Annotated in this window: 27 protein-coding genes; 7 read left to right on the forward strand and 20 right to left on the reverse strand. The window is 59.6% G+C overall.

The window, feature by feature from the left end:
* Nucleotides 1-73 precede the first annotated feature (73 nt).
* Nucleotides 74-997 (forward strand): LysR family transcriptional regulator, encoded by a 924-nt coding sequence (locus tag GOQ25_RS00405; protein ID WP_160348461.1) that lies wholly within the window; start codon nucleotides 74-76, stop codon nucleotides 995-997.
* Nucleotides 998-1049: 52 nt separating this feature from the next.
* Here the strand turns inward: GOQ25_RS00405 and GOQ25_RS00410 are convergent, their stop codons facing one another.
* The 6 genes from GOQ25_RS00410 to GOQ25_RS00435 all read right to left on the reverse strand — a co-directional run bounded on the left by GOQ25_RS00410 (nucleotide 1050) and on the right by GOQ25_RS00435 (nucleotide 6831).
* The gene (locus tag GOQ25_RS00410) at nucleotides 1050-2036 is read right to left on the reverse strand and encodes a tripartite tricarboxylate transporter substrate binding protein (protein WP_160348462.1); all 987 of its coding nucleotides are present in this window, start codon (nucleotides 2034-2036) and stop codon (nucleotides 1050-1052) included.
* 22 nt (nucleotides 2037-2058) lie between these two features.
* Nucleotides 2059-3084, reverse strand: coding sequence for a membrane dipeptidase (locus tag GOQ25_RS00415; RefSeq protein WP_160348463.1), 1026 nt, complete (start codon nucleotides 3082-3084; stop codon nucleotides 2059-2061).
* 137 nt (nucleotides 3085-3221) lie between these two features.
* On the reverse strand, nucleotides 3222-3986 hold the full coding sequence (locus GOQ25_RS00420) for an SDR family NAD(P)-dependent oxidoreductase (RefSeq protein ID WP_160348549.1): 765 nt from the start codon (nucleotides 3984-3986) through the stop codon (nucleotides 3222-3224).
* Between the two features lie 8 nt (nucleotides 3987-3994).
* Nucleotides 3995-4726 carry an SDR family oxidoreductase gene (locus tag GOQ25_RS00425; RefSeq protein ID WP_236844425.1) on the reverse strand — a complete coding sequence of 244 codons (732 nt, stop codon included), beginning with the start codon at nucleotides 4724-4726 and terminating at the stop codon, nucleotides 3995-3997.
* Between the two features lie 5 nt (nucleotides 4727-4731).
* Nucleotides 4732-5727, reverse strand: a complete 996-nt coding sequence (locus GOQ25_RS00430; protein ID WP_236844426.1) for a tripartite tricarboxylate transporter substrate binding protein — start codon at nucleotides 5725-5727, stop codon at nucleotides 4732-4734.
* 210 nt (nucleotides 5728-5937) lie between these two features.
* Nucleotides 5938-6831 carry a LysR family transcriptional regulator gene (locus GOQ25_RS00435; protein WP_160348465.1) on the reverse strand — a complete coding sequence of 298 codons (894 nt, stop codon included), beginning with the start codon at nucleotides 6829-6831 and terminating at the stop codon, nucleotides 5938-5940.
* Between the two features lie 116 nt (nucleotides 6832-6947).
* On the opposite strand from GOQ25_RS00435, the gene GOQ25_RS00440 reads away from it, so the two are divergent.
* Nucleotides 6948-7772: a TauD/TfdA family dioxygenase gene (locus tag GOQ25_RS00440; RefSeq protein ID WP_160348466.1), complete on the forward strand. Its 825-nt coding sequence runs from the start codon at nucleotides 6948-6950 to the stop codon at nucleotides 7770-7772.
* A 58-nt stretch (nucleotides 7773-7830) separates the two neighbouring features.
* Here the strand turns inward: GOQ25_RS00440 and flgG are convergent, their stop codons facing one another.
* From flgG to flgB, 6 genes are read right to left on the reverse strand one after another with little or no spacing between them, the layout of a single operon-like run.
* Nucleotides 7831-8619, reverse strand: a complete 789-nt coding sequence (flgG, locus tag GOQ25_RS00445; RefSeq protein ID WP_160348467.1) for a flagellar basal-body rod protein FlgG — start codon at nucleotides 8617-8619, stop codon at nucleotides 7831-7833.
* A 24-nt stretch (nucleotides 8620-8643) separates the two neighbouring features.
* On the reverse strand, nucleotides 8644-9411 hold the full coding sequence (gene flgF, locus GOQ25_RS00450; RefSeq protein ID WP_160348468.1) for a flagellar basal-body rod protein FlgF: 768 nt from the start codon (nucleotides 9409-9411) through the stop codon (nucleotides 8644-8646).
* 2 nt (nucleotides 9412-9413) lie between these two features.
* Nucleotides 9414-10895, reverse strand: a complete 1482-nt coding sequence (locus GOQ25_RS00455; RefSeq protein WP_160348469.1) for a flagellar hook-basal body complex protein — start codon at nucleotides 10893-10895, stop codon at nucleotides 9414-9416.
* Between the two features lie 36 nt (nucleotides 10896-10931).
* Complete coding sequence (locus tag GOQ25_RS00460) at nucleotides 10932-11609, reverse strand: flagellar hook capping FlgD N-terminal domain-containing protein (protein ID WP_160348470.1); 678 nt, start codon at nucleotides 11607-11609, stop codon at nucleotides 10932-10934.
* A 10-nt stretch (nucleotides 11610-11619) separates the two neighbouring features.
* Complete coding sequence (gene flgC, locus GOQ25_RS00465) at nucleotides 11620-12033, reverse strand: flagellar basal body rod protein FlgC (protein WP_160348471.1); 414 nt, start codon at nucleotides 12031-12033, stop codon at nucleotides 11620-11622.
* Between the two features lie 10 nt (nucleotides 12034-12043).
* A complete protein-coding gene (gene flgB, locus GOQ25_RS00470) occupies nucleotides 12044-12457 on the reverse strand; it encodes a flagellar basal body rod protein FlgB (protein ID WP_160348472.1) in 414 nt (137 codons plus the stop codon).
* Nucleotides 12458-12629: 172 nt separating this feature from the next.
* Between flgB and flgA the strand changes: the two genes are divergently transcribed.
* From flgA to GOQ25_RS00490, 4 genes are all read left to right on the forward strand, one after another.
* Nucleotides 12630-13370, forward strand: coding sequence for a flagellar basal body P-ring formation chaperone FlgA (gene flgA, locus GOQ25_RS00475; protein ID WP_160348473.1), 741 nt, complete (start codon nucleotides 12630-12632; stop codon nucleotides 13368-13370).
* Nucleotides 13371-13437: 67 nt separating this feature from the next.
* Entirely contained in the window at nucleotides 13438-13710 is a 273-nt protein-coding gene (gene flgM, locus GOQ25_RS00480; RefSeq protein WP_160348474.1) for a flagellar biosynthesis anti-sigma factor FlgM, read from the forward strand.
* Nucleotides 13711-13764: 54 nt separating this feature from the next.
* Complete coding sequence (locus GOQ25_RS00485; RefSeq protein ID WP_160348475.1) at nucleotides 13765-14223, forward strand: flagella synthesis protein FlgN; 459 nt, start codon at nucleotides 13765-13767, stop codon at nucleotides 14221-14223.
* 165 nt (nucleotides 14224-14388) lie between these two features.
* A complete protein-coding gene (locus tag GOQ25_RS00490; RefSeq protein WP_304488813.1) occupies nucleotides 14389-15405 on the forward strand; it encodes a mechanosensitive ion channel family protein in 1017 nt (338 codons plus the stop codon).
* 118 nt (nucleotides 15406-15523) lie between these two features.
* On the opposite strand, the gene GOQ25_RS00495 is transcribed toward GOQ25_RS00490, so the two are convergent.
* Genes GOQ25_RS00495 through GOQ25_RS19365 form a run of 3 tightly spaced genes read right to left on the reverse strand, consistent with a single transcriptional unit; the run spans nucleotide 15524 to nucleotide 18693 of the window.
* Nucleotides 15524-16519, reverse strand: coding sequence for a tripartite tricarboxylate transporter substrate binding protein (locus GOQ25_RS00495; RefSeq protein WP_160348476.1), 996 nt, complete (start codon nucleotides 16517-16519; stop codon nucleotides 15524-15526).
* On the reverse strand, nucleotides 16516-17718 hold the full coding sequence (locus tag GOQ25_RS19360) for a CaiB/BaiF CoA-transferase family protein (protein ID WP_202109271.1): 1203 nt from the start codon (nucleotides 17716-17718) through the stop codon (nucleotides 16516-16518). Before GOQ25_RS19360 ends, GOQ25_RS00495 begins: the two co-directional genes overlap by 4 nt.
* Nucleotides 17719-17739: 21 nt before the next feature.
* Nucleotides 17740-18693 carry a hydroxymethylglutaryl-CoA lyase gene (locus GOQ25_RS19365; RefSeq protein ID WP_202109272.1) on the reverse strand — a complete coding sequence of 318 codons (954 nt, stop codon included), beginning with the start codon at nucleotides 18691-18693 and terminating at the stop codon, nucleotides 17740-17742.
* 111 nt (nucleotides 18694-18804) lie between these two features.
* Here GOQ25_RS19365 and GOQ25_RS00505 point away from each other — a divergent pair, with 111 nt between their 5' ends.
* The gene (locus GOQ25_RS00505; protein ID WP_160348477.1) at nucleotides 18805-19533 is read left to right on the forward strand and encodes an IclR family transcriptional regulator; all 729 of its coding nucleotides are present in this window, start codon (nucleotides 18805-18807) and stop codon (nucleotides 19531-19533) included.
* A gap of 198 nt (nucleotides 19534-19731) precedes the next feature.
* Here the strand turns inward: GOQ25_RS00505 and GOQ25_RS00510 are convergent, their stop codons facing one another.
* The 5 genes from GOQ25_RS00510 to GOQ25_RS00530 are packed head-to-tail and all read right to left on the reverse strand — an operon-like array spanning nucleotide 19732 to nucleotide 24442.
* Nucleotides 19732-21168, reverse strand: coding sequence for an amidase (locus GOQ25_RS00510; protein ID WP_160348478.1), 1437 nt, complete (start codon nucleotides 21166-21168; stop codon nucleotides 19732-19734).
* Between the two features lie 22 nt (nucleotides 21169-21190).
* The gene (locus GOQ25_RS00515; protein WP_160348479.1) at nucleotides 21191-21997 is read right to left on the reverse strand and encodes an IclR family transcriptional regulator; all 807 of its coding nucleotides are present in this window, start codon (nucleotides 21995-21997) and stop codon (nucleotides 21191-21193) included.
* A gap of 43 nt (nucleotides 21998-22040) precedes the next feature.
* A complete protein-coding gene (locus GOQ25_RS00520) occupies nucleotides 22041-22364 on the reverse strand; it encodes a 2Fe-2S iron-sulfur cluster-binding protein (protein ID WP_160348480.1) in 324 nt (107 codons plus the stop codon).
* Nucleotides 22365-22393: 29 nt separating this feature from the next.
* Complete coding sequence (locus GOQ25_RS00525) at nucleotides 22394-23614, reverse strand: cytochrome P450 (RefSeq protein ID WP_160348481.1); 1221 nt, start codon at nucleotides 23612-23614, stop codon at nucleotides 22394-22396.
* Nucleotides 23615-23623: 9 nt separating this feature from the next.
* Complete coding sequence (locus tag GOQ25_RS00530; RefSeq protein ID WP_236844427.1) at nucleotides 23624-24442, reverse strand: polysaccharide deacetylase; 819 nt, start codon at nucleotides 24440-24442, stop codon at nucleotides 23624-23626.
* Between the last annotated feature and the right edge of the window lie 46 nt (nucleotides 24443-24488).

Raw genomic sequence — 24488 nt, forward strand, 5'->3', positions numbered from 1 at the left:
CGTCTAGCTTTAGCGTTGCGCGGCGTCAGGTCAAAGTTGTAGCGGGCGGACGTAGATTTTCAATCGATGTGTCATGAATCTGAACTTACTGAAGGTTTTCGATGCCGTGATGCAGGAGCGCAACGTCACCCGCGCGGCCGAACGCCTATGCATTTCACAATCGGCCGTGAGCAACGCCTTGGCCAAACTCCGCACCGAGTTCAAGGATGAACTGTTCGTACGGCACCTGGGCGGTGTCGCGCCCACCGCGCGTGCCGAACTGATATGGCCGAATCTTCGGGCAGCGATACGCGAAGTCAACCGTATCCGTTTGCACAACGATTTTGATCCCAGATTGTCCTCGGCAACCTTCCGGATCGCGGCTTCCGATTACGCGCATCATTTTCTGCTGGCGCCGTTTATCAAGTACCTTCTACGCGAAGCCCCTCACGTCTCGCTTAGCCTCTGTCCCTATGCGATGGACCGCCTTGAGGAAATGCTGCGTGAAGGCGAAATAGATGTGGCCGCAGGAATACTGCCCAATATCCCGGAAGAATTCCCCAACATGGTCATCGAAGTCATCCCGTATGTATGCGTGATGCGCAAAGACCATCCGCTGGCGCAAAAGCCCATGACCGTGGAGGCATTTTCGACAGCCAAGCACCTGCGCATCAGTGTATCGGCTAGCGGCACCAGCGCCATCGAAGGGCATCTGGAAGGCTACGGCATACGCAGGCAAATCGCACTGACTTTGAATCAAATCAGCATCGCACCACGCATCGTTTCGGAAACCGATCTGCTGGCGCTGTTGCCGCGCAAATTGGTGGAGAACAGCCGCTACTCCGGCAGGCTCCACGTCACCGAGACGCCGGTACCGATCCCCGGCAATCAAGTGAAGCTGGTGTGGCACCGCCGTAACGACGATGTTCCGCCACACCGTTGGCTGCGCCATAGCTTGGTACGGTGCGTCAAGAACGGGACCACGCACGAGAAAACCGAGCCGACCCGGTTGACGTGATTGGTCCATACAGCGCGCCGCCGTGGCGCTCGGCCATGGCGGCGCGGCTGCGTTACTGCTTACCCAAGAACGACCAGCCCTCGATTTCCGAGTTGATGAGGTCCACGAACTCTTGCGGTGGCCCGCCGGCGGCCATGACGCCGCGTTTGCGCAGCGTTTCGCGCACATCTTCCGATGCCATCACCTCGCGTGCCGCCTTTGCGATTTTTTCCTTAACCGCATCCGGCGTGGCCGCGGGCGCCAGAATGCCGAACCAGGTTCCCCGCACGAAGTCTGGCATGCCGCTTTCGTCGAAGGTCGGGATTTCTGGAGCGATCTCGGAGCGTTCCGGCGTTGCGATCGCGAGGATACGCACACGGCCCGATTGTGCGGCCACCATCGAAGCGGTCAGCGTATCGATGGTGAAATCGACGTGCCCCGCTTGCAGGTCCATCATTCCCGGACCGCTGCCTTTGTAGGGCACCTGCAGGAAATCAATATCCGCGTCGCGCTTTAAAACTTCGCTGATCAAATGCGCGGTGGTGTTTACACCGGTAGAGGCAAAAGTCAGTTTTCCCTGTTGCTCCTTTGCCAGCGCGATGAATTCAGACAGCGTTTTAGCGGGCAACGAATCCCTGACCGTCAGAACATAGGGAACCTTCGCGATGAGCGTCAAGGGGGTGAAATCCTTGAGCGAATCGTAGGGCAGACCTTTGTTCGTGAAACGCGTGATGGTCAACTCGGGCGAAGAGCCAAACAGTAGCTCGTAGCCGTCTGGCGTCGTACGGGCGACCTTGGCGGCACCGATGGTGCCGCTGGCGCCGCCCAGATTTTCGACCACCACACTGGTACCCAACAGGGCTCCCATGCGTTCAGCGACAATCCGCGCGGTGATATCCGTGCTGCCCCCGGGCGGATAGGCGACGATAAGCCGAATGGGTTTAGCTGGAAAATCCGGAGACGCTTCGACCGCTGGCGACACCGCCAGAAGCGATGCGCCGATGACGGCGCCGCACACCGTTGCCAGACCGCGCCGAAAATACTTAGTAATCAGACTCATGATTGATCCCTCGGCCAGCGCGTTAGCCGCCCCAAATTTCGCCCAGAATCCGCAGGAAATTGCCGCCGATGATTTTCTCGACGTCGCTTTCATTGATGCCGGCATCGAGCAGCGCCGCAGTGATATTGCTCATCTTGCGGGCTGAGTCAAAGCCTTCGGGATATCGCGCCTTGACGGAATGGCCGAAGGCGCGCGAGAAGTCGCCGCCGCTCTTGGCGTAGAACTTCTCACCCATTTCAATCACGTGACGCACGGCATCGTAGGAGCGCACGCTCGGATAGTCGGTGCCGATGCCGACGTGGTCATAGCCCACGAGCTTGCCCACGTGCTTAACGTTGTTGATGAATCCTTCCATGGACGGCGGACGCTGCGGATCGCCTTCCCAATTCAGGAATCCGTGTACGCTGATCCCGATCATGCCGCCAGAATTGGCCACGGCCTTGATGGCTTCATCCGACTTGTTGCGCTTGCGTGGTTGCAGTGCGGAGGCGTTGGCGTGAGTCAAAAGTACGGGCTTTTTGGAATACTTGGCGGCGTCCAAAGTCGTCTGCTCGCCACAGTGGCTCAAGTCCACGGCCACGCCGACTTCGTTCATGCGCGCGATAGCCTCGATACCGAAGTTGGTCAGGCCACTGTTGCGAGCCTCCAGACAGGCGTCGCCGATATAGTTGGCCTCGTTATAGGTCAGCTGCATGACGCGTACGCCAAGCGCGGCAAAAGCCTCGATCCGTTCAATCCGGTCCTCGATGGGCCGCATGCTTTGCCAACCCATGATCAGACCTACCTTCCCTTGCGCTTTCGCCGCCACGATATCTTCGGCGTTAAGCACCAGCTTCCATGGACAGCCCGGCTGACGCAGGCGCTCCCGCCATTCGCAGACTTCGTCGAACGCGCGTTGCGGGTCGGCGCGGTAATCCGACACGGTGACGTTCGCTGCCGTAACGCCGCCCGCCAATAGGTCACTGGCGTCGCCATCACTGAAATAAATCAGACCGTCAATAACGATGGACCGATCATGAAGCGCTTGGGATTGTGCTGAACTGTTCACTGATGTACCTCCGGTTGAGGATCATCATTGAAGATGAATTCGAGGTACGGGTCCAATCACATGTGCTTGAGGCCACCATCATTTTTATAAATAATGCAGCAGGCAGGTGCTACGCCACCTGCCTCCCCCGCCTACCGCTACGGCATGAAGCTGCCGCCATTGATATCGAGTATCGAACCGGTCGAATAGGCTGCGTCGGGCGACACGAGATACGCCACACCCGCCGCGACCTCTTGCGGCAGGCCCATACGACCTGCGGGAATGGCGCTGGCGAGGTTTCCATTGACCGTATCACTGACGGCCGCCGTCATGTCGGTGCGAATCCGCCCGGGAGCCACGCTATTCACGGTGACGCCGTAAGGCGCGACCTCGGCCGCGAGCACGCGCGCGAACGCCACCATCCCCGCCTTGGTAGCTTGATAGTGCGCGCCTGGCACATGCGTGCGCGTGCGTGCGGCTTGGCTGGCAATCATGACGATGCGCCCCCAGCCCTGTCGCTGGATCGCGGGTAAACACGTTCGGGTGACGAGAAACATGCCCGTCAGATTGACGGCGAGGACTTGTTGCCATTCGTCCAAAGGCATGTCGATCACTTTACGCTTGGCACCCTGGGTCTTCGGCGAAATTCCCGCATTGTTGATGAGGACCGCCAAATCGTCCCACCATGGCCCCAGCTGAGCGGGCAGGCCGGCGACTGCTTGCGGGTCTGTGATGTCAATTTCCACACTCATCGCCTGATGGCCGGCGGTCTTTAGCTGCGTCGCACAGCGGTGAACCGCGTCGGCCCGATCCACGAGTACGACGCGGTAGCCGTCCTCGGCGAGACGCGTTGCGATGGCGTAGCCAATCTGGCCCGCGGCGCCGGTTATGAGCGCGACATAAGAGCGTCCCGCTGCATTCAGATGTGGCTTCATAGCGGCGCGGCTCCGATGGAAAGGCCACCGCAAGCGTACAGCGTCTGACCGGTGATAAAACGCGAATCTGCGGACAGAAAAAAGGCAATCGCACCCGCGATATCTTCGGGTTGCCCAAGCCGGCGCAACGGAATACGGCTTTCGAGCTGTTCGCGCTGTTCCGGGGTCATCGGATTGTTATTGCGATACAGCTCGGTCTCTACGGGCCCGGGCGAGACGGTGTTCACCGTAATGCCATGCTTACCGAGTTCCAGTGCCCATGTCCGCGTAAAACCCATCAGGCCGCTCTTTGCAGCGGAATAGGCGCTGCGACGGGGCATGCCAAGCGCCGCGCGGCTGGCGATGTTGACAATCGCACCTTGGCCAGATCGAATCATGGAAGGCAGACACGCCTGTACGCATTGCAGGGGAGCGCGCACATTGATGGCGAGGATACGATCCAGTTCCGCGACCGACGTCTCCTCCAACGTGCTCGAAGTCGTCAGTCCCGCGTTATTGACGACGCTGTCAATTTCGTACGCGCGAGCTAGTTCACTTAAAGCCGCATCTGTCGCCTGGGCATCGGCGAGATCCACGGATATAAATGTTCCTGGAAAGGCGCGATCCGGCGCCGTTCGCGCCAGACCGATCACATGATGACCGTCAGCGGCCAAACGCGTGGCGATAGACAACCCTATGCCGCGGCTTGCACCGGTGATCAGAGTAATACGGCGAGACGTCTGCTTCATCGTAGTCAGTCGGCCTTCGCGCCGGATTGACGCACGACGGTTGCCCATTTTTCGACATCGGCTTTGACCCGCTGCGCAAATTCGCCCGGCGGGTTGGGTTGGGGTGGCACCTGCAGGCCACGCTGCGTCAGCACATCCCGAGTCGATGCGTCTTGCAATGCAACGTTAATGGCTTTGTTCATCTTGGTGACGATGTCACTATTGGTCTGGGCTGGAGCGAACAGGCCGAACCAGGTGACGACTGAAAAATTTGGCACCCCAGACTCGCGCAACGTTGGGATATCAGGCGCCGTGAGCCATCGATCCGGACTCGTCACGCCCAGCGCACGCAGCTTGCCGGCCTGCACATTCGGCATCACGGTAGGCATATTCTCGAAAATGGAATCCACCTGCCCACCCAGTAGCGCGGTCATGGCGGGTCCGCTGCCGTTGAACGGGACATGCATGATGTCCGTTCCGGTTTCGATCTTGAACAGCTCGCAGGACATGTGGATGCTCGAGCCGGGGCCCGACGACCCACAAGTCAGTTTGCCGGGATTTTTCTTCGCATACTCGATGTATTCGCCGACCGTGCGCACCGGCAGATCGGGATTCACTACCAAAAGGTTTGATACCGTCCCGAATAACGCGACGGCGGAAAAGTCCTTTGCGATGTCATAGCCCGGATTCGAGTACAGCGTCCGGTTGATCGCATTCGCACCCGAGCCCACGTATAAGGTATAGCCGTCGGAACCAGCGCGTAACACCGACACCGCACCGATGTTGCTATTGGCGCCCGGCCGATTTTGTACAACGATGGGCTGGCCGAGGTCCTCCGAGACTTTCTTGGCTATGGTGCGCGCCACGACATCGGTGGAGCCCCCAGGCGCGTAACCCACCACCCACGTGATCGGATGACTGGGCCATTCTTGCGGGGATTGTGCGCTCGCGGTCAGGGTGACGACACTCGCACCGATCGCCATGCATAGTTGCGGCCAGGCAAAACCTCTCTTGATCTCCATCTCGCTCTGTCTCCCGAGTTCTTCGGACCGCAGCATCCGGATATCGACTCTAGTAGTGATAGCCGCGCGCTTCATACCGAAGCACAGCGCCCATTCTGCGTGGTTTTGGAGACAAAAATTTAGCATCGGCCAACAGCAGTGACCAATACAATTTCAGGCTTTGATTTCTTTGGTTTTCCTATAAATCCGCGAACTCAAGAGGAAAAACCGTTACTTATTCTGAAAATAACCGACGCAGAAATCGATAAATCCACGCGCGATATCATCTTGCATGGCGTGGCGGTATGCGATGCCCACCGAGAGCTGTGGGATGACCTCGGCGAACGGGCGATATTTGACGCCGTAGAGCTTCAGATCACACTGCGACTGCGGCACAGGACAAAACCCCTGCTCCGCCGCCACCAACGCCAGAGCGGCGTGCATCGTCTTGACCTGTAGAAAATCGGCTGTCTTGACCTTATGCTTGATAAACACATCGCGAAACAGCGCGCGTGTACTGCCGCTCGCATGATGGCTGGGAAAACCGATCATGCGGCGACCGTTCAAATGTTCAAGCGAGATCTTGCGCTGCGCGGCGATCTCCCAGCGCTCGGGTAACGCTATCCAATAGGGTTCCGAGAACAGTCTCTGCACTGTCAACATGGGATCCTGAACAGGCTCGCGCACGAAAGCGATATCGACCTCGCCAGCCAGCACCGTTGCTGTCTGATCTTGCGTCGCGTGTTCGAGCAGGCTCAGGCGGATATCCGGCGCGGTGCGCGCCCAAGTCGACAGCAGTTTGGGCAGGAACGTATAGGCGTAGGCGTGCAGCATTCCCACGCGTAGCGTACGCATCTTTTTCCAACGGGCGTCGCGAATGACTTCCGCGCAGCGGTCGATATCGGCGAGGATACGGCGCGCATGCGGCAGAAAGTTTTGTCCGTCCTCGGTCAGCGTGACGCTGCGCGTGGTGCGTTGAAACAGCGACGTGCCCAGCTCGTGTTCCAACGCGCGCACATGCTCGGTCAGCGGTGGCTGGCTGATACCGAGGCGTTCGGCCGCACGGCTAAAGTGCTGTTCCTCTGCCACCGCCACGAAATAACGCAAGCGTCTCGCATCGATCATAGTTCGCGAAAACCTATTAATTCACCAGAAAAACAGTATTAGACGTGTCAATTTTTTGGTAATTATACTGACCGCTCACACCCGTTTTTGGGCAAAAAAGAAAGAGTGGAGTCGACATGGAAATTATCAAACTCACTGGGACCATAGGCGCTGAAATTCACGGGGTCGACGTCTCTAAACCGCTGACGCCTGAAATGCTGGCGCAGATTCGCCAGTGCCTGCTCGATCATTGCGTGATCTTTTTTCGGGACCAGACGCTCACCAAGGAGCAGCAGATCGCCTTTGTGCGCCAGTTCGGCGCCATCAGCAAAAGCCCGGTGTACAAGACGCTCGACAGCCATCCGGAGATCATGCCCGTGATCAAAGAGCCCACCGACCGCGACATCATCGGCGATACGTGGCATACGGATGAAACCTATCAGGAAACGCCACCCATGGGATCGGTGCTCTACGCACGCGAGGTGCCCGCAGTCGGTGGCGACACCTTATGGTGCAACCTGTATCGCGCGTACGAGACGCTGTCTGATGGACTGAAACAGCAACTGGAAGGAATGCGCGCGGTGCACACCAACGAATTTTTGACGGGCAATACCGCCGCGCGCAACGCGACGCGTTCGACCAAACTGCTTGAGACCGTCGGCGTGAACTATGTGGTACATCCCGTCGTACGCACGCATGACGAGACGGGCAGGAAATGCCTGTTCGTCAATCAGCCGTTCACCCATGCCTTCGAAGGCATGACACGCGCCGAAAGCCTGCCACTGTTGCAGTATCTATATGCACACGCGTCCAAACCGGAAAATACGTGCCGGTTCCGCTGGCGCAAGGGCTCTATCGCGTTTTGGGACAATCGCTGCACGATGCATTATGCGATCAATGACTATCCTGGAGAGCGGCGGGAAATGCATCGCATCACGCTGCAGGGGACACGCCCCGTTTGAACGACGCGGTCCTGGGACGCTCGTCGCGCGTGCCAGGACACGCGCACACGAGTCATGATTACAGCTGCGTCAAGCGTGCCAGCATCTGATCCGACGTCGAGATCGCCTTGCTGTTCATTTCGTACGCACGCTGCGTCGTGATCATGTTGACCAGCTCTTCGGCCACATTCACGTTCGAGCTTTCCGTGTACTGCTGCATGATAAGACCCGCGCCATCCATACCCGGTTGCAGCGCGTTTTCAGCGCCCGAAGCATCCGTTTCCAGATACAGGTTCTCGCCAAGACTCTGCAGACCTGCGGGATTCATGAACGTGGATAGCTGCAGTTGGCCCACGTTCACATTGATACCAGGCGCGCCCGGCTGCGTCACCGAAACCTGACCGTCACGCGCAATCGTGATGGACAGCGCATTGTCGGGAATGTTGATGGGCGGCTGAATAGGATATCCCCCGGCCGTCACCAACTGTCCCGTTTGGCCATCGACCTGCAGAGAGCCATTGCGCGTATAGGCAAAGGATCCGTCAGGCAACTCGACCTGCAAAAAGCCTTGACCCTGAATGGCGATGTCCAGGGAGTTCCCGGTGTTCTTCATGCCACCTTGCGCATGAATGCGCTCGGTCGCCACCGTGCGCACGCCGGTACCCAACTGCAGACCCGTGGGCAGCATGTTGGCATCACCCACCTGGGATCCTGCCTGCCGCATGGTCTGATACATCAGATCCTCGAACATGGCGCGATTGCGCTTAAAGCCATCCGTGTTCACGTTAGCCAGGTTGTTGGAAATCACGTCCATATTGGTCTGTTGGGCTTCCAGACCCGTTTTCGCAATGGCGAGGGCGCGCAGCATGGTGGGGTACTCCTGTTAACTTGATCAGCCACCCGGTGAAAGGATCGAGTTGGCTTTCTGTTCGTTTTGATTGGCGTCGGCGATCATCTTCATCTGCATCTCGAATCGACGCGCGTTCTCGATGAGAGCGACCATGTTTTCGGCGGCGCTGACGTTGCTGCCTTCCAGCGCGCCACCCATGACCCGTACCTGCGGATCCGCGGGCAGAGGCACAGCTTGACCATTGGGGCCGAGCGAGCGGAACAAGCCATCATCGCCGCGCACCAGCGTTGCCGGATCGGGATTGACGAGCTTGATCTGCGCCACGCGCTGCACGTCGCGCGGGCGGCCGCCCACGGGACGCGCATTGATGCCGCCATTGCGATCAAAGGCGATGCGTTCGCTATCGCCCAGATCGATCGGCGCGCCTTGCGCTGACAGCACCGGACGACCCGTGGCGGTGACCAGCAGCCCGTCGGCGTTGCGCTGTAGCGCGCCGGCACGCGTATAGGCCTCGCCTTCGGGCGTCTGCACCGCGAGCCATCCATCGCCCTGAATCGCAATATCCAGATTGCGGCCAGTCGTCTGGATCGCGCCTTGCTCGAATTTGCTGTTGGCCGTCGCGGCCACCGACGCCACGCGCGTGGTCGTCGAGGCGTCTTGCCCAGGCAATGTGATGTGCACGGCACGGTACGCCGCCAGCTGGGCACGAAAGCCCGGCGTGCTGACGTTGGCCATGTTGTTCGACAGCGCCGCCTGATGCTCGAGCGTACGGGCCGCACCGCCGCCCGCAATGTAGATAAGCCGATCCATCGTCAGCGCATCGTGATGAGAGTCTGCAGAACCTGATCGTGGGTCTTGATGGACTGCGCGTTGGCCTGGTAGGTGCGCTGCGCCACAATCATATTCACGAGTTCTTGGCTCATATCCACGTTGGATTCTTCCAGCGCCTGCCCCTTCAGCACGGCCAGGCCGTTGCCGCCCGGGCGGCCTACCAGCACCGGACCCGACTCCGAGGTTTCAATCCACGCGTTGCCACCCACGGGTTTAAGGCCCTGCAGATTGCGGAAGTCGCCCAGTGCGACCACACCGACGATCTGCGTTTCGCCATTGGTATAGGCAGCGATCACTTCGCCCGTGGCAGCGATCGACAGCCCCGAGTATTCACCGGTGGGGTAGCCCGACTGCGTAAAGCTTGGCGTGAAACCGCCGCCAAATTGCGTCGAACCCGAGTAATCCAAACGAATTGCCAGGGGCTCGGCCGGCGCGCCGGCGAATCCGGGCGCGTTCATCACGATCGTGGTTTCGGCGGCCGAAATCATGCGGCCCGCGCTATCGAAGACCATTTGCACCGGCCCGCCGCCAGCGGGTTCATTCACTGGCAAACCGTCGAGCGTGTAGTGCACATCCCACTGGCTTTGCAAGCCCGCGGCGCCGTCGCGTTTGACGAAGTACTGCGTCAACTGGTGCGTATTGCCGAGCGAGTCATACACGGGAATCGGCAAGGAGTGGGTATAGCTTTTAGGGTCCGTCGGCGAGAACGGACGGCCGGTTTGCGCGGCGGCGTAGGCATTGTTGGGTGCGTTCGTATCAAACGAGCCCGCGATGATTTGTCCGCCGGTCAGCTCGACCTGCAGGCCGTTGCCGCTCGTGTATTTGCCGTTCGCGGGCGAGCTTGTCGCATTGCCAGCGGCATCGAACCACGACAAGGTGCCGCTGCTGCTCACGCGATAATAAGCCGGCGCATCGGGCACGCCCGTGTCCGCCGGCGTGAGCGTCACGGCGCCCAGCTGTTCGGGAATGTCGACTTCCGAAATAATGGGAGCATTGGCATCGAAGTTGGCCTTCGTCGTTGCCTCGCTCGTGGCCCGCGGGGCGATGTTGCCCGTCGGCACGGTCAGCGCGCCCAGCGTGGTGCTGTCCGCGCCACCCACATACCCGGTCAATTGTTGACCCTGGGCGTTGACGATATAGCCGTTTTTATCCGCAAAGAACTCGCCATTGCGGGAATACACCAACGAGCCGTCCTTCTCTTGCAAGCGGAACAGGCCCTTGGCGCCATCGATCGCGATGTCGAATTGACCGCCGGTCACCTTCACATTGCCGACCGAGAAACGTTGATTGATGCCCGAGACCTGTACCCCCAGGCCCACGCGCGAGTTGGCTGCATACACGTCGGCAAACGACGCCGAGGACGATTTAAAACCCACCGTGGCGGAGTTGGCGATATTGTTGCCGATGACGTCCAGATTCTGCGCCGCAGCGCTCAAACCCGACAGACCTTGTCCGAAACCCATGTTGTTCTCTCGTACTAGATTTGAATGATGCGTGAGTTACATGACCTTGCGCAGATCGCTCACGGGCACATTGCCCGCCAAGCCCAGATCCATGCGCAGACCATCCGCGGTAAAGGCGATGCTGTTGACCTGACCATAGGTCAAGGCGCTGGCGGCGACCGCGACGCCCGAGGCATCGCTGGCCGTGACCTCGACCGTATAGGCGCCATCGGGGACGGCCACGCCCATGTCGTCCTTGCCATCCCAGGCCACGGACATCACGCCGACCGGCTGAGGACCGTGTTCGATCACGCGCACGACCCTGCCGCTCGCATCGAGGATAGACGTCGTCACCTTGGCGGCCGGACTCATCAAATCCACGCCAAAAGGCGTCGCCACACCCTCGCCCACTTTGACCTTTTCGCCAGGCACAAGCACGCTTTTACCGATCAACGAGGCGGTCTGCATCGACTGCGACACATCGATCTGGCCGGCCACGGCTTGCAGTGTGGCGTTCAGTTCGTTAATGCCGCTGACCGTGGACAACTGAGCCATCTGCGAGGTGACCTCGGCGTTCTCCATCGGATTCAGCGGGTCCTGGTTCTGCAGCTGGGTGACCAATAAGGTCAGGAACTGATCCTGCAATTGACTCGTGTCGTTCGCGCTTTTCGCCGCTGCGGCTTGTGTGGCATACAGGGAACTGGAATTACCCTGATTCGTAATGGCAGTGGTCATGCGTATCCTTTTATTGGCCGATGCTCAGCGTGCGCTGAAGCAGGCTTTTAGCGGTATTGACGATTTCGACGTTGGCTTGATAGGACCGGCTGGCAGAGATCATATTGACCGTCTCGGCCACGACGTCGACGTTCGGCAAGGTGACGTAGCCATCTTGATCAGCCGCGGGGTTCTTGGGGTCATACTGGCGGCGCATGGGCGCTTGGCTATCGACTACCCCGGCGACCTTTACGCCGCCGATAGGGTTCAAATGCATCGCATCGCCCAGCGGGTCAACCTGAAAGACGACCTGCTTGGCCCGATAAGGCTGACCATCGGGACCGGCCACACTATTTGCGTTAGCAAGGTTGCTGGCCGACACGTTCATACGTTGCGACTGCGCCGTAAGCGCGGAGCCCGCAATCTGAAAAATGCTCAAGGTCATGGATAGCGCCTTAGGTGGTGGGGCTCAACGCGCTCATCAAGCTTTGAATGCGCGCGGTGACAAACTGCAGACTGGCTTGCTGCTTCATGGTGTTATCGGCAAAGGCCATGCGTTCCACATCCATCTCGACCGTGTTGCCGTCCATACTGACCTGATACGGCACGCGATACTGCGGCGCGAACTGCAGCGGGCCGGTGCCCATCCCCGGCAGATGACGATCCGAGGTCAAGGTCAGCTGCGTATTGGGCAAGGCACCATTCGCTCCGACCGCCTTTTCCAGCGCTTGCTTGAAATCGAAGTCGCGGGCCTTATAGTTGGGCGTGTCCGCGTTGGCGATATTGGTCGACAACAGCTCCATCCGCTGTTGCCGCAGCGCCACCGCCGTCTGTAGAAAGCTGAACTCTGAACCGAGTTTATCTATCACTGTTCACTCCAAGCCTGATCGGGTTTACAACAGCCACCAATGCTCTGCGTAAACACCATTGGCACGGTGAGGATCATAGAAGCGCGCCCCCTTTAACAAAGACACAAACAAGCGGCGAATTCGCGCTTATTTCCGCCATTGGCCCGGTTCGGCACAGCCGTACACTGTTCGCATGACATCCCGACCCCGTGACCATTTTCTGCATGACTTCGCGCGCGTCGTGCTGGTGGCTGCCGCGCTGGTATTCGGTTTCACGTCGAGCCCCGCCGTGGCGCAGTCCGGCGCCAATGCGCTGAGCCAGGCGATTGCCGATCGGGTAGAACAGTATTTGTTCGAAGCCGCCGCCCAGCAATACGAGGGCGAACCCATCATCCACGTCACGCCGCCGGCTGCCCCTCAGTCTTTAGCGGGGTGCGATGCGTATCACGTGTATATGCCCCCGGGACGCAAGATCCGGTCTGACACCACCGTCGCGGTGCGCTGCCAACATAGCAACGCCGCGCCTGTCTATGTCAGAGCCAAGGTCGAGATCCACGGTACGTATTACGTCGCGGCCCAGACACTGGGCGTCAACCAGGCCATCACTGCAGACATGCTGGATGCGCGGACCGGCGATTTGCTGCGCATGCCCGATCACGCCATGACCACGCCCGATCAGCTGGTCGGACGCGTCACCACGCACCGGATTCAGGTGGGAAAGCCCGTACGCATGAGCGCCACGCGTAGCGCACAGGCGATCCGGCGCGGCGAAACCGTCAAAATCGAGGTACGCGGACCCGGCCTTCATGTTACAAACCAGGGCGAAGCCCTTACCACCGCGGACATCGGAGGCACCATTGAGGTCAAAATCCCCAATGGCAAGGTCATCCAGGGCGTGGTGAGCGACGCCGGGACCGTGGTTGTCACTTTCTGAGCGTTTGGGCTAAATTTTCCGGCTTTCGTGCCGTAAAAGTATCGACACACCTCTCCTCGAGACCAACATGAATGTGAAGCAACTGTCCGCTCTGGGTTACGCCACCGCCGCTGGCGTGGTCAAGCCGGTCGCCCAGACCGGTGGCGACAATGTGCCCGCACAGCCCAAGAGTATGCAGGTCGCCCTCTCCGCCGGTTCGCAGGCCCTGAGCGAAGGCGACAACGACGTGAACATGGAACGCGTCCAGGCCATCCGCCAGGCGCTTGCCGACGGTACGCTCAAAATCAACCCGGAACGCATCGCCGAAGGCTTGATCAATAGCGCCAAAGATCTTTTGTAATCCGCTTGTTGCCCGAGGTCATCCGACCGCGCGCGACGCCGGAAATTGACCATCATGACCGAACATTTGACTCAACTTCATCAGCTTCTGTCGCGCGAGCAGGAAGAAACCGACGCCTTTGTCGCCGTCCTGGAGCAAGAAGCGCAGATACTGACCTCGGGTGCCGATCCGCAGGCCCTGGCCGATGTGACGCAGTCAAAATGGTACCGGGCCAATGCGCTCAATACCCTGCGCGTGCAGCGCCAGGCGCTGCTGGACACCATGAATCCAGCGACCGACATGGCCACCTTGGCGGCCATGCACCCCGACATCGGCGCTGTGTGGAACGACTTAAAACCGTCTTTCGAGCGCGCCCGCGAACTCAATGCCTCTAACGGCGTCGTGATCGAGCATTTGAGGAAAAGCACCGAAGAGGCCATGGCTGTCCTGCGTGCAGCCAGCGGTCAGGCAACGGTGTACACGGCCAACGGGCGCCCCACTGCGGCGTCGACCAGGGTCTTGGCCACCCGATAACGACTCACTGAAGTCGGCGCGCGGAGTTCTACCGAACAGCGTCCGGAGCTCAGGCGCGGTTCACCAGATGACCGCCTGAGCGGGAAATTCACCCCCCCATATAATGCGCGCTACGTAATTCATGCGGGACACCGGGTCTGAGCTCGCACCTGGAAGGGGAAAGTTTTGGAAGATCACGCGTTACTCGTCAAATACCTGATTGGCGCGGGAGCACTAGCGACATGTTTCTTGGCCGCGGGCGCCATCATGCTGATGAAGCGCCGCAAGCGCGGCTGGTCGCGCAGCATCATCGTACACATGGTCGAATTGGGCGTGCTCTTTTGCGCCATCGCCGTCATGCGTCAGTACACCCTGATGGCCATTTCCGACTACGGACTGAAATGGATCACACCGCGCATGGTCGACCTGGCGGCAGTCGCCGCCGCAGCAGGGACATTCCTGCATTCCTTATCCATGCTGATCAATCGGCTGGAAAAGATACAGATCAACAAGGGCAGAAACCCGACCTCGACGCGCATGCTTGCCCGGGTGATGAAGTTCATTGCCTTCATCGTCATGCTGCTGTTCTTTGGCGAGCATTTTGGCCTGAGCATGTCTGGCCTGCTGGCGTTTGGCGGTATCGGCGGCATTGCGATCGGTATGGCCAGCAAGGATATCCTCAGCAACGTGTTCTCCGGCACCATGCTGTACTTCGACCGTCAATTCAGTATTGGCGACTGGATCCGTTCGCCGGACCGTAATATCGAGGGCACCGTGGTCGAAATCGGCTGGCGCCTGACGAAGATCATGACGTTCGACAACCGCCCGCTATACGTCCCAAACTCGCTGTTTTCCTCGATCAGCGTCGAGAACCCGGGGCGCATGGTGAACCGCCGGATCAATACAGAGATCGGGCTGCGCTATGAAGACGCCGGCAAGATAAGAGGGATCGTCGATGACATCCGGCAAATGCTGGCGCAGCATCCGGACATCGATCACACGCAAACCACGCTGGTGTACTTCAATGCGTTCGCCGATTCGTCCTTGAACATCATGGTTTACTGCTTCACCAAGACGACCAAGTGGGCGGAATGGTTGGGGATTCAGCAGGCGATCTATTTGTCGATCATTGATATCGTGCAGAAACACGGTGCCGATTTTGCTTTCCCGAGTCAGACGGTTTATCTGGAAAAAAGCGCTTGAGCGGTTTTTAGCTCCCTCGACGGGAACGTCTGGTGGCCGGGGGGACAGCGTACAGTGCCATCCGGCCGCCTGCGCTAACAAGGCGCAGGCGCACGTTCGACGGCACACTCAGGCACGGTTAACTGTCAATCGTGATGCCAGCCTCCTTAATAAGACGCGCCCATTTCTGCTGCTCTGCGGCGATGTACTCGCGAGCCTGCTCCACCGAACCTCCCATCGCGGTGCTGCCCTCGGCCGTAAACATGGCGGCCGTCGACGGAAGGCGCAACACTTTCTCCACCACGTCGTTGATCTGCACAACGACTTCCTCGGGAGTACCGGCAGGCGCGATTAACACTTTCCAGTCAACGGCGGAAAAACCGTCGTAACCGGATTCCGCGACAGTAGGCACTTCAGGCAGGATCGAGAGGCGCTCGGGCGAAGTCACAGCCAGTGCTCTGAGCAGGTTTCCTCTGAGCATTTCTTGTGCAGCCTGCGGGGTGGCGAACATATAGTCCGTGTTGCCTCCCATCAGGTCGTTCAGAGCAGGCGCCGCGCCACGGTACGGCACGTTTAGCACTTCGAATCCGGCCTGGTTCGAGAGTAATTCCCCGGCCATGTGTCCCACAGTACCCATACCCGCCAACGCTTGCTTGAGCGATCCGGGTTTTGCCTTGGCTTCCTTGATAAGGTCGTCCAGCGTATGCCAACGCGCGTCGCTCTTGACCACCAGTACCACGGGCACGGAGGCGACGAGTGCGATCGGGGCGAAGTCTGTTTTCGCGTCGAACGGCATGGTGGGCATCATGGCCGGGTTAATCGCCAGATTAGAGGTTTGCCCCATGCCTATCATGAAACCGTCGGGCGTTGCCTTGGCGACCGTGTTCATGCCGATATTGCCGGCCGCACCGGGCCGGTTTTCCACGATGACTGACCAACCGGCTGCATCGCCCATTTTCGCGGCGATGGCGCGGGACACCGTGTCGGTGCCGCCTCCCGGCGTGTACGGTACGATCAAGCGTATGGGACGGCCGTTGGGAAAAGCACTACTGGACGCGACCGCACGAGAGAACAGCGGCGACACGCCAGCGCCCAAGGCAACGCCCAGAAAGCCGCGTCGGGAAATCGAAGTCATGATGTAGAGTCTCCTTCAGTGATGTGCTTGGCTTTTAATGCGCCAATTTCGTGTTCGTCATAGCCCACACCACGCAACAACTCCTCGGTGTGTTCGCCTATGCCGGGAGGTTGCAGCCGTACGGGCAGCTGCGCCCCGCCTAATGTGACAGGGGTTAAGGGCACCAGGGCCTCACGCCCGTCCTGCAGTCGGATGGGAGCCAGCCCGCCGGTGGCGATCAAATGGGGATCATCGAATAGTTGCTCGGGACGCGTGATCGGAGCGAAAGGCAGCCCCTCGCGTTCGAATACCGCGCTAAGTTCCGCCGCCGAGAACTGCGCCAGGTGTTCGCGCAATGCGGGCAGCAGCCACGAGCGCGCTTGCACGCGGTCATTATTTGTTGCCAGGCGAGGGTCGTGACGCAATTGCGCTAAGTCGAAAGCCCGGCAAAAAATGTCCCATTGCTTGTCGCTCACCACGGCGAGAAAGATCTGCTCTGAGTCTTTGACGGTGAAGACGTCGTAAATCGCCCAGGCGGAGATGCGCGATGGCATCGGCGCCGCGGCCTTTCCGGTGACGGCATACTGCATCATGTGCTGCCCCACCAAGAAAACATTGTTCTCGAAAAGCGAGGTTTGCACCTGTGTGCCCACGCCTGTCTTTTCGCGCTGAGCCAAGGCGGCCATCACGCCCATCGCGCCGAACATGCCGCCCATGATGTCGTTAACGCTGGTGCCCGCGCGCAAGGGGTCGCCGGGGCGCCCGGTCATGTAGGCCAAGCCCCCCATCATCTGAACGACTTCATCGAGTGCGGTACGGTTCTCGTAGGGGCCGGGCAGAAAGCCTTTATGGCTGACATAGATAAGCCGGGGGTTACGCGCCTTAAGCGCGTCATAGCCCAAGCCAAGTTTTTCCATGACGCCAGATTTGAAGTTCTCGCTGACCACATCTGCGGTATCGATCAGCCGCAATGCAGCTTGCAGACCCTCGGGCTGCTTCAGATCCAGCACAATGCTTTTCTTGTTGCGGTTGAACATGGGGAAAAAGCCGGACCCCGAACCCAAGAGTCGACGCGTGCTATCGCCGCCCATGGGTTCGACTTTGATCACCTCAGCCCCAAGGTCAGCCAGCAGCATCCCACAGGTGGGCCCCATCACCATATGTGTGAATTCGATAACGCGGATCCCTTCATAGGGCAGCGGACCGTATGTATTTGTCATGTTGCGAATAACAGTTCGGATTTAGTGATCGGTCCCGGCCAAGGCCGTTTCGGCTGCAAACCCTTTAGGCATACCGGCCTCAGGCGTCATGCCATACAGCTGTTCGCCCGGCAACCCAGCAGCGAGCGGCGCGCGGGCGGCGATGAGCCTGTCCAGATCGATGCCGGTGCGCACACCCATGGCTTCGAACATGAATACGAGGTCCTCAGTCACGACATTTCCCGACGCGCCTGGCGCATAGGGGCAGCCTCCCAGCCCACCCAAAGAACTGTCGAAAGTGCGCACACCCACGTCCCACGCCGCCAGACAGTTGGCCAGGCCGAGCCCACGGGTGTTGTGCATGTGAGCCGCGCCCGCGTGGCTGCCGATTTCGCTCTGGAGCCTTTGGAATAAACGACGTACTTGGGCGGGGTTGGCATAGCCCACTGTGTCGGACAGGCCGGACTCGTCCGCACCGGCGGCGATGCACATCGCGGCAAGACGGATAACGTCGTCCTCCGGCACCTCGCCTTGCAATGTGCATCCGAAGGCTGTGGAGATACCCGCCTCGATTTTCACTGCCGGGGCGATCTCATTGCGCAGTTCCACGATTGCACGGACCTCCTCCACCATTTCCTCCGGTGTTTTCCGCACGTTGGCCAAGCAGTGAGCGCGGCTAGCCGAGACCGGCATCGTGAGCTTGTGCACTCCGGCCTGCAACGCCGCTTGGGCCCCGCGCAGGTTCGGCACTAACGCCATCACCGTCACGCCCGGGTGCGACAACGCATGTCGCACGACGTCACCCGCATCGGCCATCTGCGGTAGCAGGCGTGCCGGAACAAAGGACGCCACCTCGATTTCCCGCACACCCGCCGCGACCAACGCATCGATCCAACGACACTTGTCCTCTGTGGACATAATGGTTTTGACGGACTGCAGCCCATCGCGGGGGCCGACCTCACTGATCAACACATCGTGTTGAGGGGCAATACTCATCTGGACGGTCTCCGTTCCATAGGATAGAATGTGATTCTTATAGTTGGAACAATGATAAAGCCGCCAGCCGGCTTGTCAAGTTTCGACCTACTCCCTACTGGATGCGCCGTTATGCCCCGCAAAGCCGCAACGCCCTCTCTGGCCGACACGGACGCCGCACAAGGTGGCGTGGCCGCAGTGGATCGCGCGCTCTCGCTCATGGCAGTCTTTCAGCCTGGGGACATTGCGCTCTCGCTGGGCGACTTCGCCGAGCGCACCAAGCTTTACAAAAGCACGGCGTTGCGCTTACTGGCCTCACTGGAACATGGCGGATGGGTACAGCGGCTGGACGATGGTCGCTACGCCCTCGGCGGAGAAATCGCCAGGCTCAACGCCATCTATGCCGCATCGTTCTCGTTGGAAAAAGTGGTCGTGCCGGTCTTGCGTCAGCTCGTCGCCGCCACCGGCGAAAGCGCGGCCTATCATGTCAGGCAGGGTGATGATCGTCTTTGTCTATATCGTGTCGATTCGCCACACCCGGTGCGGGATCACATCCGCGCGGGTGACCTGTTGCCCCTGACTCGGGGTAGCGGGGGTCGGATCTTGACGGCGTATGATCCCGTGCTGGGATTTGCCGATGGCCCGGATAAAGACTTGTACCAGCGCATCCGCGCAGATGGCTACTTCACGGCGGTGGGCGACAGGCTGACCGAGGTGGCGGGTATCTCTGCGCCGGTATTCTTCGCATCTGGTACGTTAGCAGCGGCTGTGACGCTGACCGCGCCGGCTCATCGATTCGACACCAAGCATCTGGATGCGGTACTACGCGCCGCCAAGCGCCTTAGCAAGGTAGTCGGCTAAGGATAAATGCTCAGGTGGCTGCGGACTTGGCCCCACACGGCCAGCGCCATCCATTTCCGCATGTTGTCGCGGCCATGGCTAACGCTAAAGCCAGGTGAGACTAACAAAGGAAGCGGTAGCGATTCATATCAACTCGCTGCCTCTTCAGTTGCAGGCGCCATCGCGGGACTGTCGCTTTGACGCCTTATACATCCTGCTTTACGCAAAACGCGCAGGAATGCGCTTATGCCAAGGCGCCGCGCGCTCCAACTCGGCAGACAAACGCAATACCAAGTCGTCACGACCAAATTGGCCCATGATCTGCACGCCGACCGGCACGCTTTCCGACGTCCAATGAATCGGCACACTGGCAGCCGGCTGACCGCTCGCATTCATCACGGCCGAGAAAGTCGCGTACTTGGCAACCTTTTCCCGGAAATCGATGAACTTGCCCTGCATGGCCAGATAGCCCAGCTTGACCGGCAGTTGGCACAGCATCGGCGACAGGATCAGATCGTACTGATCGATATCGGATTGCAGTACCCGGCCCACGTGATGGAAGCAATTGATCGCCTCAACATACTGCTCCGCCGTCATGGCGCGACCCAGTTCGTAGCCGTCCAACATGGCGGGCTCGAGGTCATCTTCGCGCAGCGAGCGCTTGAGGCCGGCCAGCTTTGCATTGGTGGATGCCACGATATTGGCGGCGAGTACATGGACGTGACTGCGTACGAATTGCCCATAATCCAAGGCGGGCGGCTTTGCATCGATTACCTCATGACCCAGTTCCCTGCACAGCTGCGCAGCGTATCGCACGCCATCCAGACAATCCTGCGCGACCGGAATACCATCCCAGGCCTCGGTCCATACGGCAATCCGTAGGGGCTTGCGCTTGGCCTCCATCACGACCGACAGCAATCGCTGTTCAGGGTCCGTGCTGTCATAGGGCGCGCCTAGTTCGCGGCCGATAGTCGCGTCCATGGCGGCCGCAGTGTCGCGCACGGTCCAGGAGAGCACACCATCTGTGCCCATGCCGCCCCAGATTTCGCCCTTGGTCGGCCCCGTGGGGATGCGGCCTCGTGTCGCCTTGAATCCGTAGACACCGCAGCAAGCGGCGGGAATACGGATCGAGCCGCCACCGTCACTGCCATGCGCCAACGGCACAATTCGCGAAGCGACCGCAACGGCGGCGCCGCCACTGGAGCCCCCGGTGGAACGAGTCGCGTCCCATGGGTTGATCGTGGGGCCTTGGTTGGCCAGGGCCTCGGTGGTGGGTGCCATACAAAACTCGGGCACCGTGGTACGAGCAAACGGTATCAGGCCCGCCGCTTCGAAGCGCTGCGTCAGCGTCGCGTCAAAACTGAACTTCGTATCGGTAAATAGCTTGGACCCTAAGCTCATGGGCAAGCGTTTGGAGGCCAGGCTCGAATCCTTGAGCAGGAATGGGATGCCTTGGAACACGCCTTCATGCTTCCAGTCGGCGGCCCATTGACGCGCTTCGTCATAGCGCTCGTAGCGAATGGCGTTCAGCTCCACCCCGCGCGAATTGGCAAGCGCAATCGCATGCTCCATCAGTTCGCTCGAGGTCACTTCCTTTTTCTGTAGCAAATCCGCGAGGGCCAGGCCGTCGAGTTTCTGATATTCGTTTTCCGTCATGTTGTATCCTTTTATCCGCCCATCAGCGATGCGCGTTCCATTGACTCAAGGCACGTGCCGCCTCGATGGCCAATGGGCTGTAACGTTTACAAAATTCCTCAACGGTCCACTCGCTGAGCGAACCCGCTATATGAATCGCGCCGACCGGCATGCCGTTGTGTTCGCGAATGGCGGCCGCAAGCACCACCTCTCCGAGCAAGGTCTCTTCTTGCTGAAAGGAATAGCCGTCGCGACGCGCCTCGCGCACTTTCTCCCAAATCTGCTCGGGCTCGGTCAGCGTCTTGGGCGTGACCATGGTCAATGGCAGGCTATCGGCAATGATTTGCTCGACGACTTCGTCGGGCAATACCGCCATGCAGGCTCGCCCACCGGTGGAGGTGCAAGCGGGCATGCGCCGTCCCGACAGCGTGGCGTAAAAACGCTCGTTTCTGCTTTGGGTACGGGCCGCGTAGACCATCGTCAGATTGTCGTGCTGGGCATCGAACAGACTCAGGTCGACGCGCTCGTTCGTCGTACGCCGGAGATCCGCGAGAATCGGCATGGCCTTTTCAATGAGAGGATTGGATCTCAGGTAGTCAAAAGACCGGTCCAGCAACACCCGCCCCAGCGTAAAACTGCCGCGCTCGGTCTGCTCGAGATAGCCGCGGCTGGCCAGCGTCTGACAAATGCGCTGCGCGGCGCTTTTGTTGACGCCCGCGGCAGACGCGATCTCGCTCAGTGACTTGATATCGGGCCTTTCCGCAAAAGCTTCCAAGACGTCCAAGGCTCGGGATACCGATTGCAGCAACAACCGTTCGTCGATAGGGGGAAAGCGGTGCTTGATGCCCATAGCTAATGATCTTCCAGATGGCCCTTGCAAATTGTCGGGCGCATCAGAGCTGACTCGCGGGCAATGTGACCGTCAAACCGTCCAGCGCATCCGACATCTCAATCTGGCAGCATAAGCGACTATTGGGTTGGCGTTCGCACGCCGTAGCGTCCAACATATCGTTTTCCAGCTCCGACACGGGTGGCAGCTTGTCGGCCCAGGCTTCGTCTACATAGACGTGACAGGTGGCGCAGGCCAGCGACCCGCCACACTCGCCCAGGATGCCCTTTACGTGCCCATCCAGCGCGGCGAACATCATGCTGTCGCCGTTCTTAGCCTCGATTTCGGTCTGGCCGCCATCGGCGGAGATAAAGGTGATTTTCGGCATATTGATACGTATCTACGATGGAAATTAGGTCAGGCCGCCTTGAGGCGCAGCGGTAGGGACTTCAGGCTGCGCAGCACATTGTTGATGCGCCGCACGGGTGGTCCTTCCAGGTGGATTTCGGCCACGCGCTTGATGATCTCGCTCAAGATGCATTCACCTTCCAGGCGCGCGATCATTTGACCGATGCACATGTGAATCCCATTGCCCAAGGCGACGTGGCCCAAAGTGGAACGGGTCAGATCGTAGTCATCCGGTCTGTCCCAGAAATCCGGATCGCGGTTGGCCGCGCCCAGGAACATCATGACCTTGCGATCGTTGGGGATCAGGGTGCCGTCGACCACGACATCACGCATGGTCAAGCGGCCCACGGTCTGAATGGGCGTTTCCAAGCGCATGGCCTCTTCCAACGCGGGACGGATGCGCTCGGGCTCCTGGCGCAGCAAGGCATATTGATCCGGGTTCTGGGCCAGATACCACAGCGCCCCGGAAATGGCGCTACTGGTGGTGTCCAAACCACCGCGCAAGAATGAACGGACCAGCAACGGCGCCAGTTCGGGCTCTAGTTCGCCTGCATCGACGGCCTGGTATAGACGGTCGCCAAAGCCGCCGGGCAACAGGTTCTCGCGCCGCATCATCGCGTCATGCCAGGGCATGATTTTGTCAGCCTGTTTCTGAGTCGCCTCGTAACGCGCGTTGCGCGGTCCCTGGGCATCGAAATTCAGCGATCCAAGCAAAAACAGATTCTCGCGGGTCTCAGGCGTGACAGGCAGGCCCAACGCGGGGGGAAACGTCGTGGAGATATAGGTTTCCGAGATATCGACCACACCGTCGACGTACTCTTGTTGCAGCACGGTATCGACGAGCTTTTCGGCTTCCTTGACGAACACTGCGCGCCAGGATCGAATCAACTGCGGTGACATGGCTTTCTGCATCGCAGAGCGCACGTAGCTATGTCGCGGCGGGTCGACTTCGACGATCGCGCTGGGCGGGCGCCAGGCTCCCGGTTTGCGGATATCCGCCACGCCCGAGCCACCGGTTGACGAAAAGGTTTGCCAGTCCTTCAGGGCCGGCTGCACGTCGCGATGGCGCGCCATCACGTACATGTCGTACTTGGGCAGGAAAGCCACCGGCCCGGCGCGACGCATCTCGGCAAAGGTCTCGAACGGAGACTCCAGCACCGCCTCGTCATAGGGATCGATGTCCAGCACAGGCGCTTGCCTGAACGCTTCCGTCGTCATGGTACCGCTCATGGTGATTCCTTACTGATTCTCGTGCGCCGCCGACCAGGCCTCGGCGATTTCCTGTCCCGTGGCAAACCAGACACCGGGGAACGTTTTGATGTACTGGATCATTTCGCGCAGCAAGGCGAGACGACTGGGACGACCCGTGATTTGCGGGTGCATGACCAGGTCGTACAGACCGCCCCACTGATAGATCTCCCGGAACTCGGCCTTGAAGATCTCGCCCACATGGCTGTTGGAGCAAATCGTGCGAGGGCTCTTGACGGAGAAAAGCATGTAAGGCGCATCGTCCAGGCTCCAATGCCAGGGCAGTTCGATCACCCCTTTGCTGCCGTCGGGCATGATGTGACGATACGGATTGACACTGTCCATTAATGACGTGTCATAGAGAAAGTTGTGCTTCTTGAGGAGTTCGAAAAGCAGGGGGCTGACCTCGCCGGCCGGGGAACGATAGCCCTTCGGCACTACGCCAACGGTGCGTTTGAGCGCCTCGAGGCCTTTTTCCATCTCTTCGATCTCGGCGTCGGCATTGGCATCCGACCAGCGGTGGGAATAGCTGTGATGCCCAACCTCATGGCCTCCCTTGAGAATCAGCTCCACCTTATCGGTATGGTTTTCAGCCGTCCAGCCGGGCACATAGAAAGAAGCCTTGACGTCCTCTTCGTATAGCAATTCGCAGATCTTGGGCACGCCTACTTTGGCCCCGTAAGCGCCTTGGCTCAGAATGCCAGGACGATTGACGTTGGCTGGATCGCGCGAGGTCCAGAGGGTTTCCGCATCGAAATCGAACGTCAGCATCACGGCGCAGCGCGCGCCGTTCGGCCATTTGACACTCATATCGTGTTTCATGGTGTTTACTCCCACTCACATGACGTCTTGGTCA

Origin of the sequence: Bordetella sp. 15P40C-2 (assembly GCF_009763235.1) — a bacterium.
In the GTDB taxonomy this organism is placed as follows: Bacteria; Pseudomonadota; Gammaproteobacteria; order Burkholderiales; family Burkholderiaceae_B; genus Bordetella_A.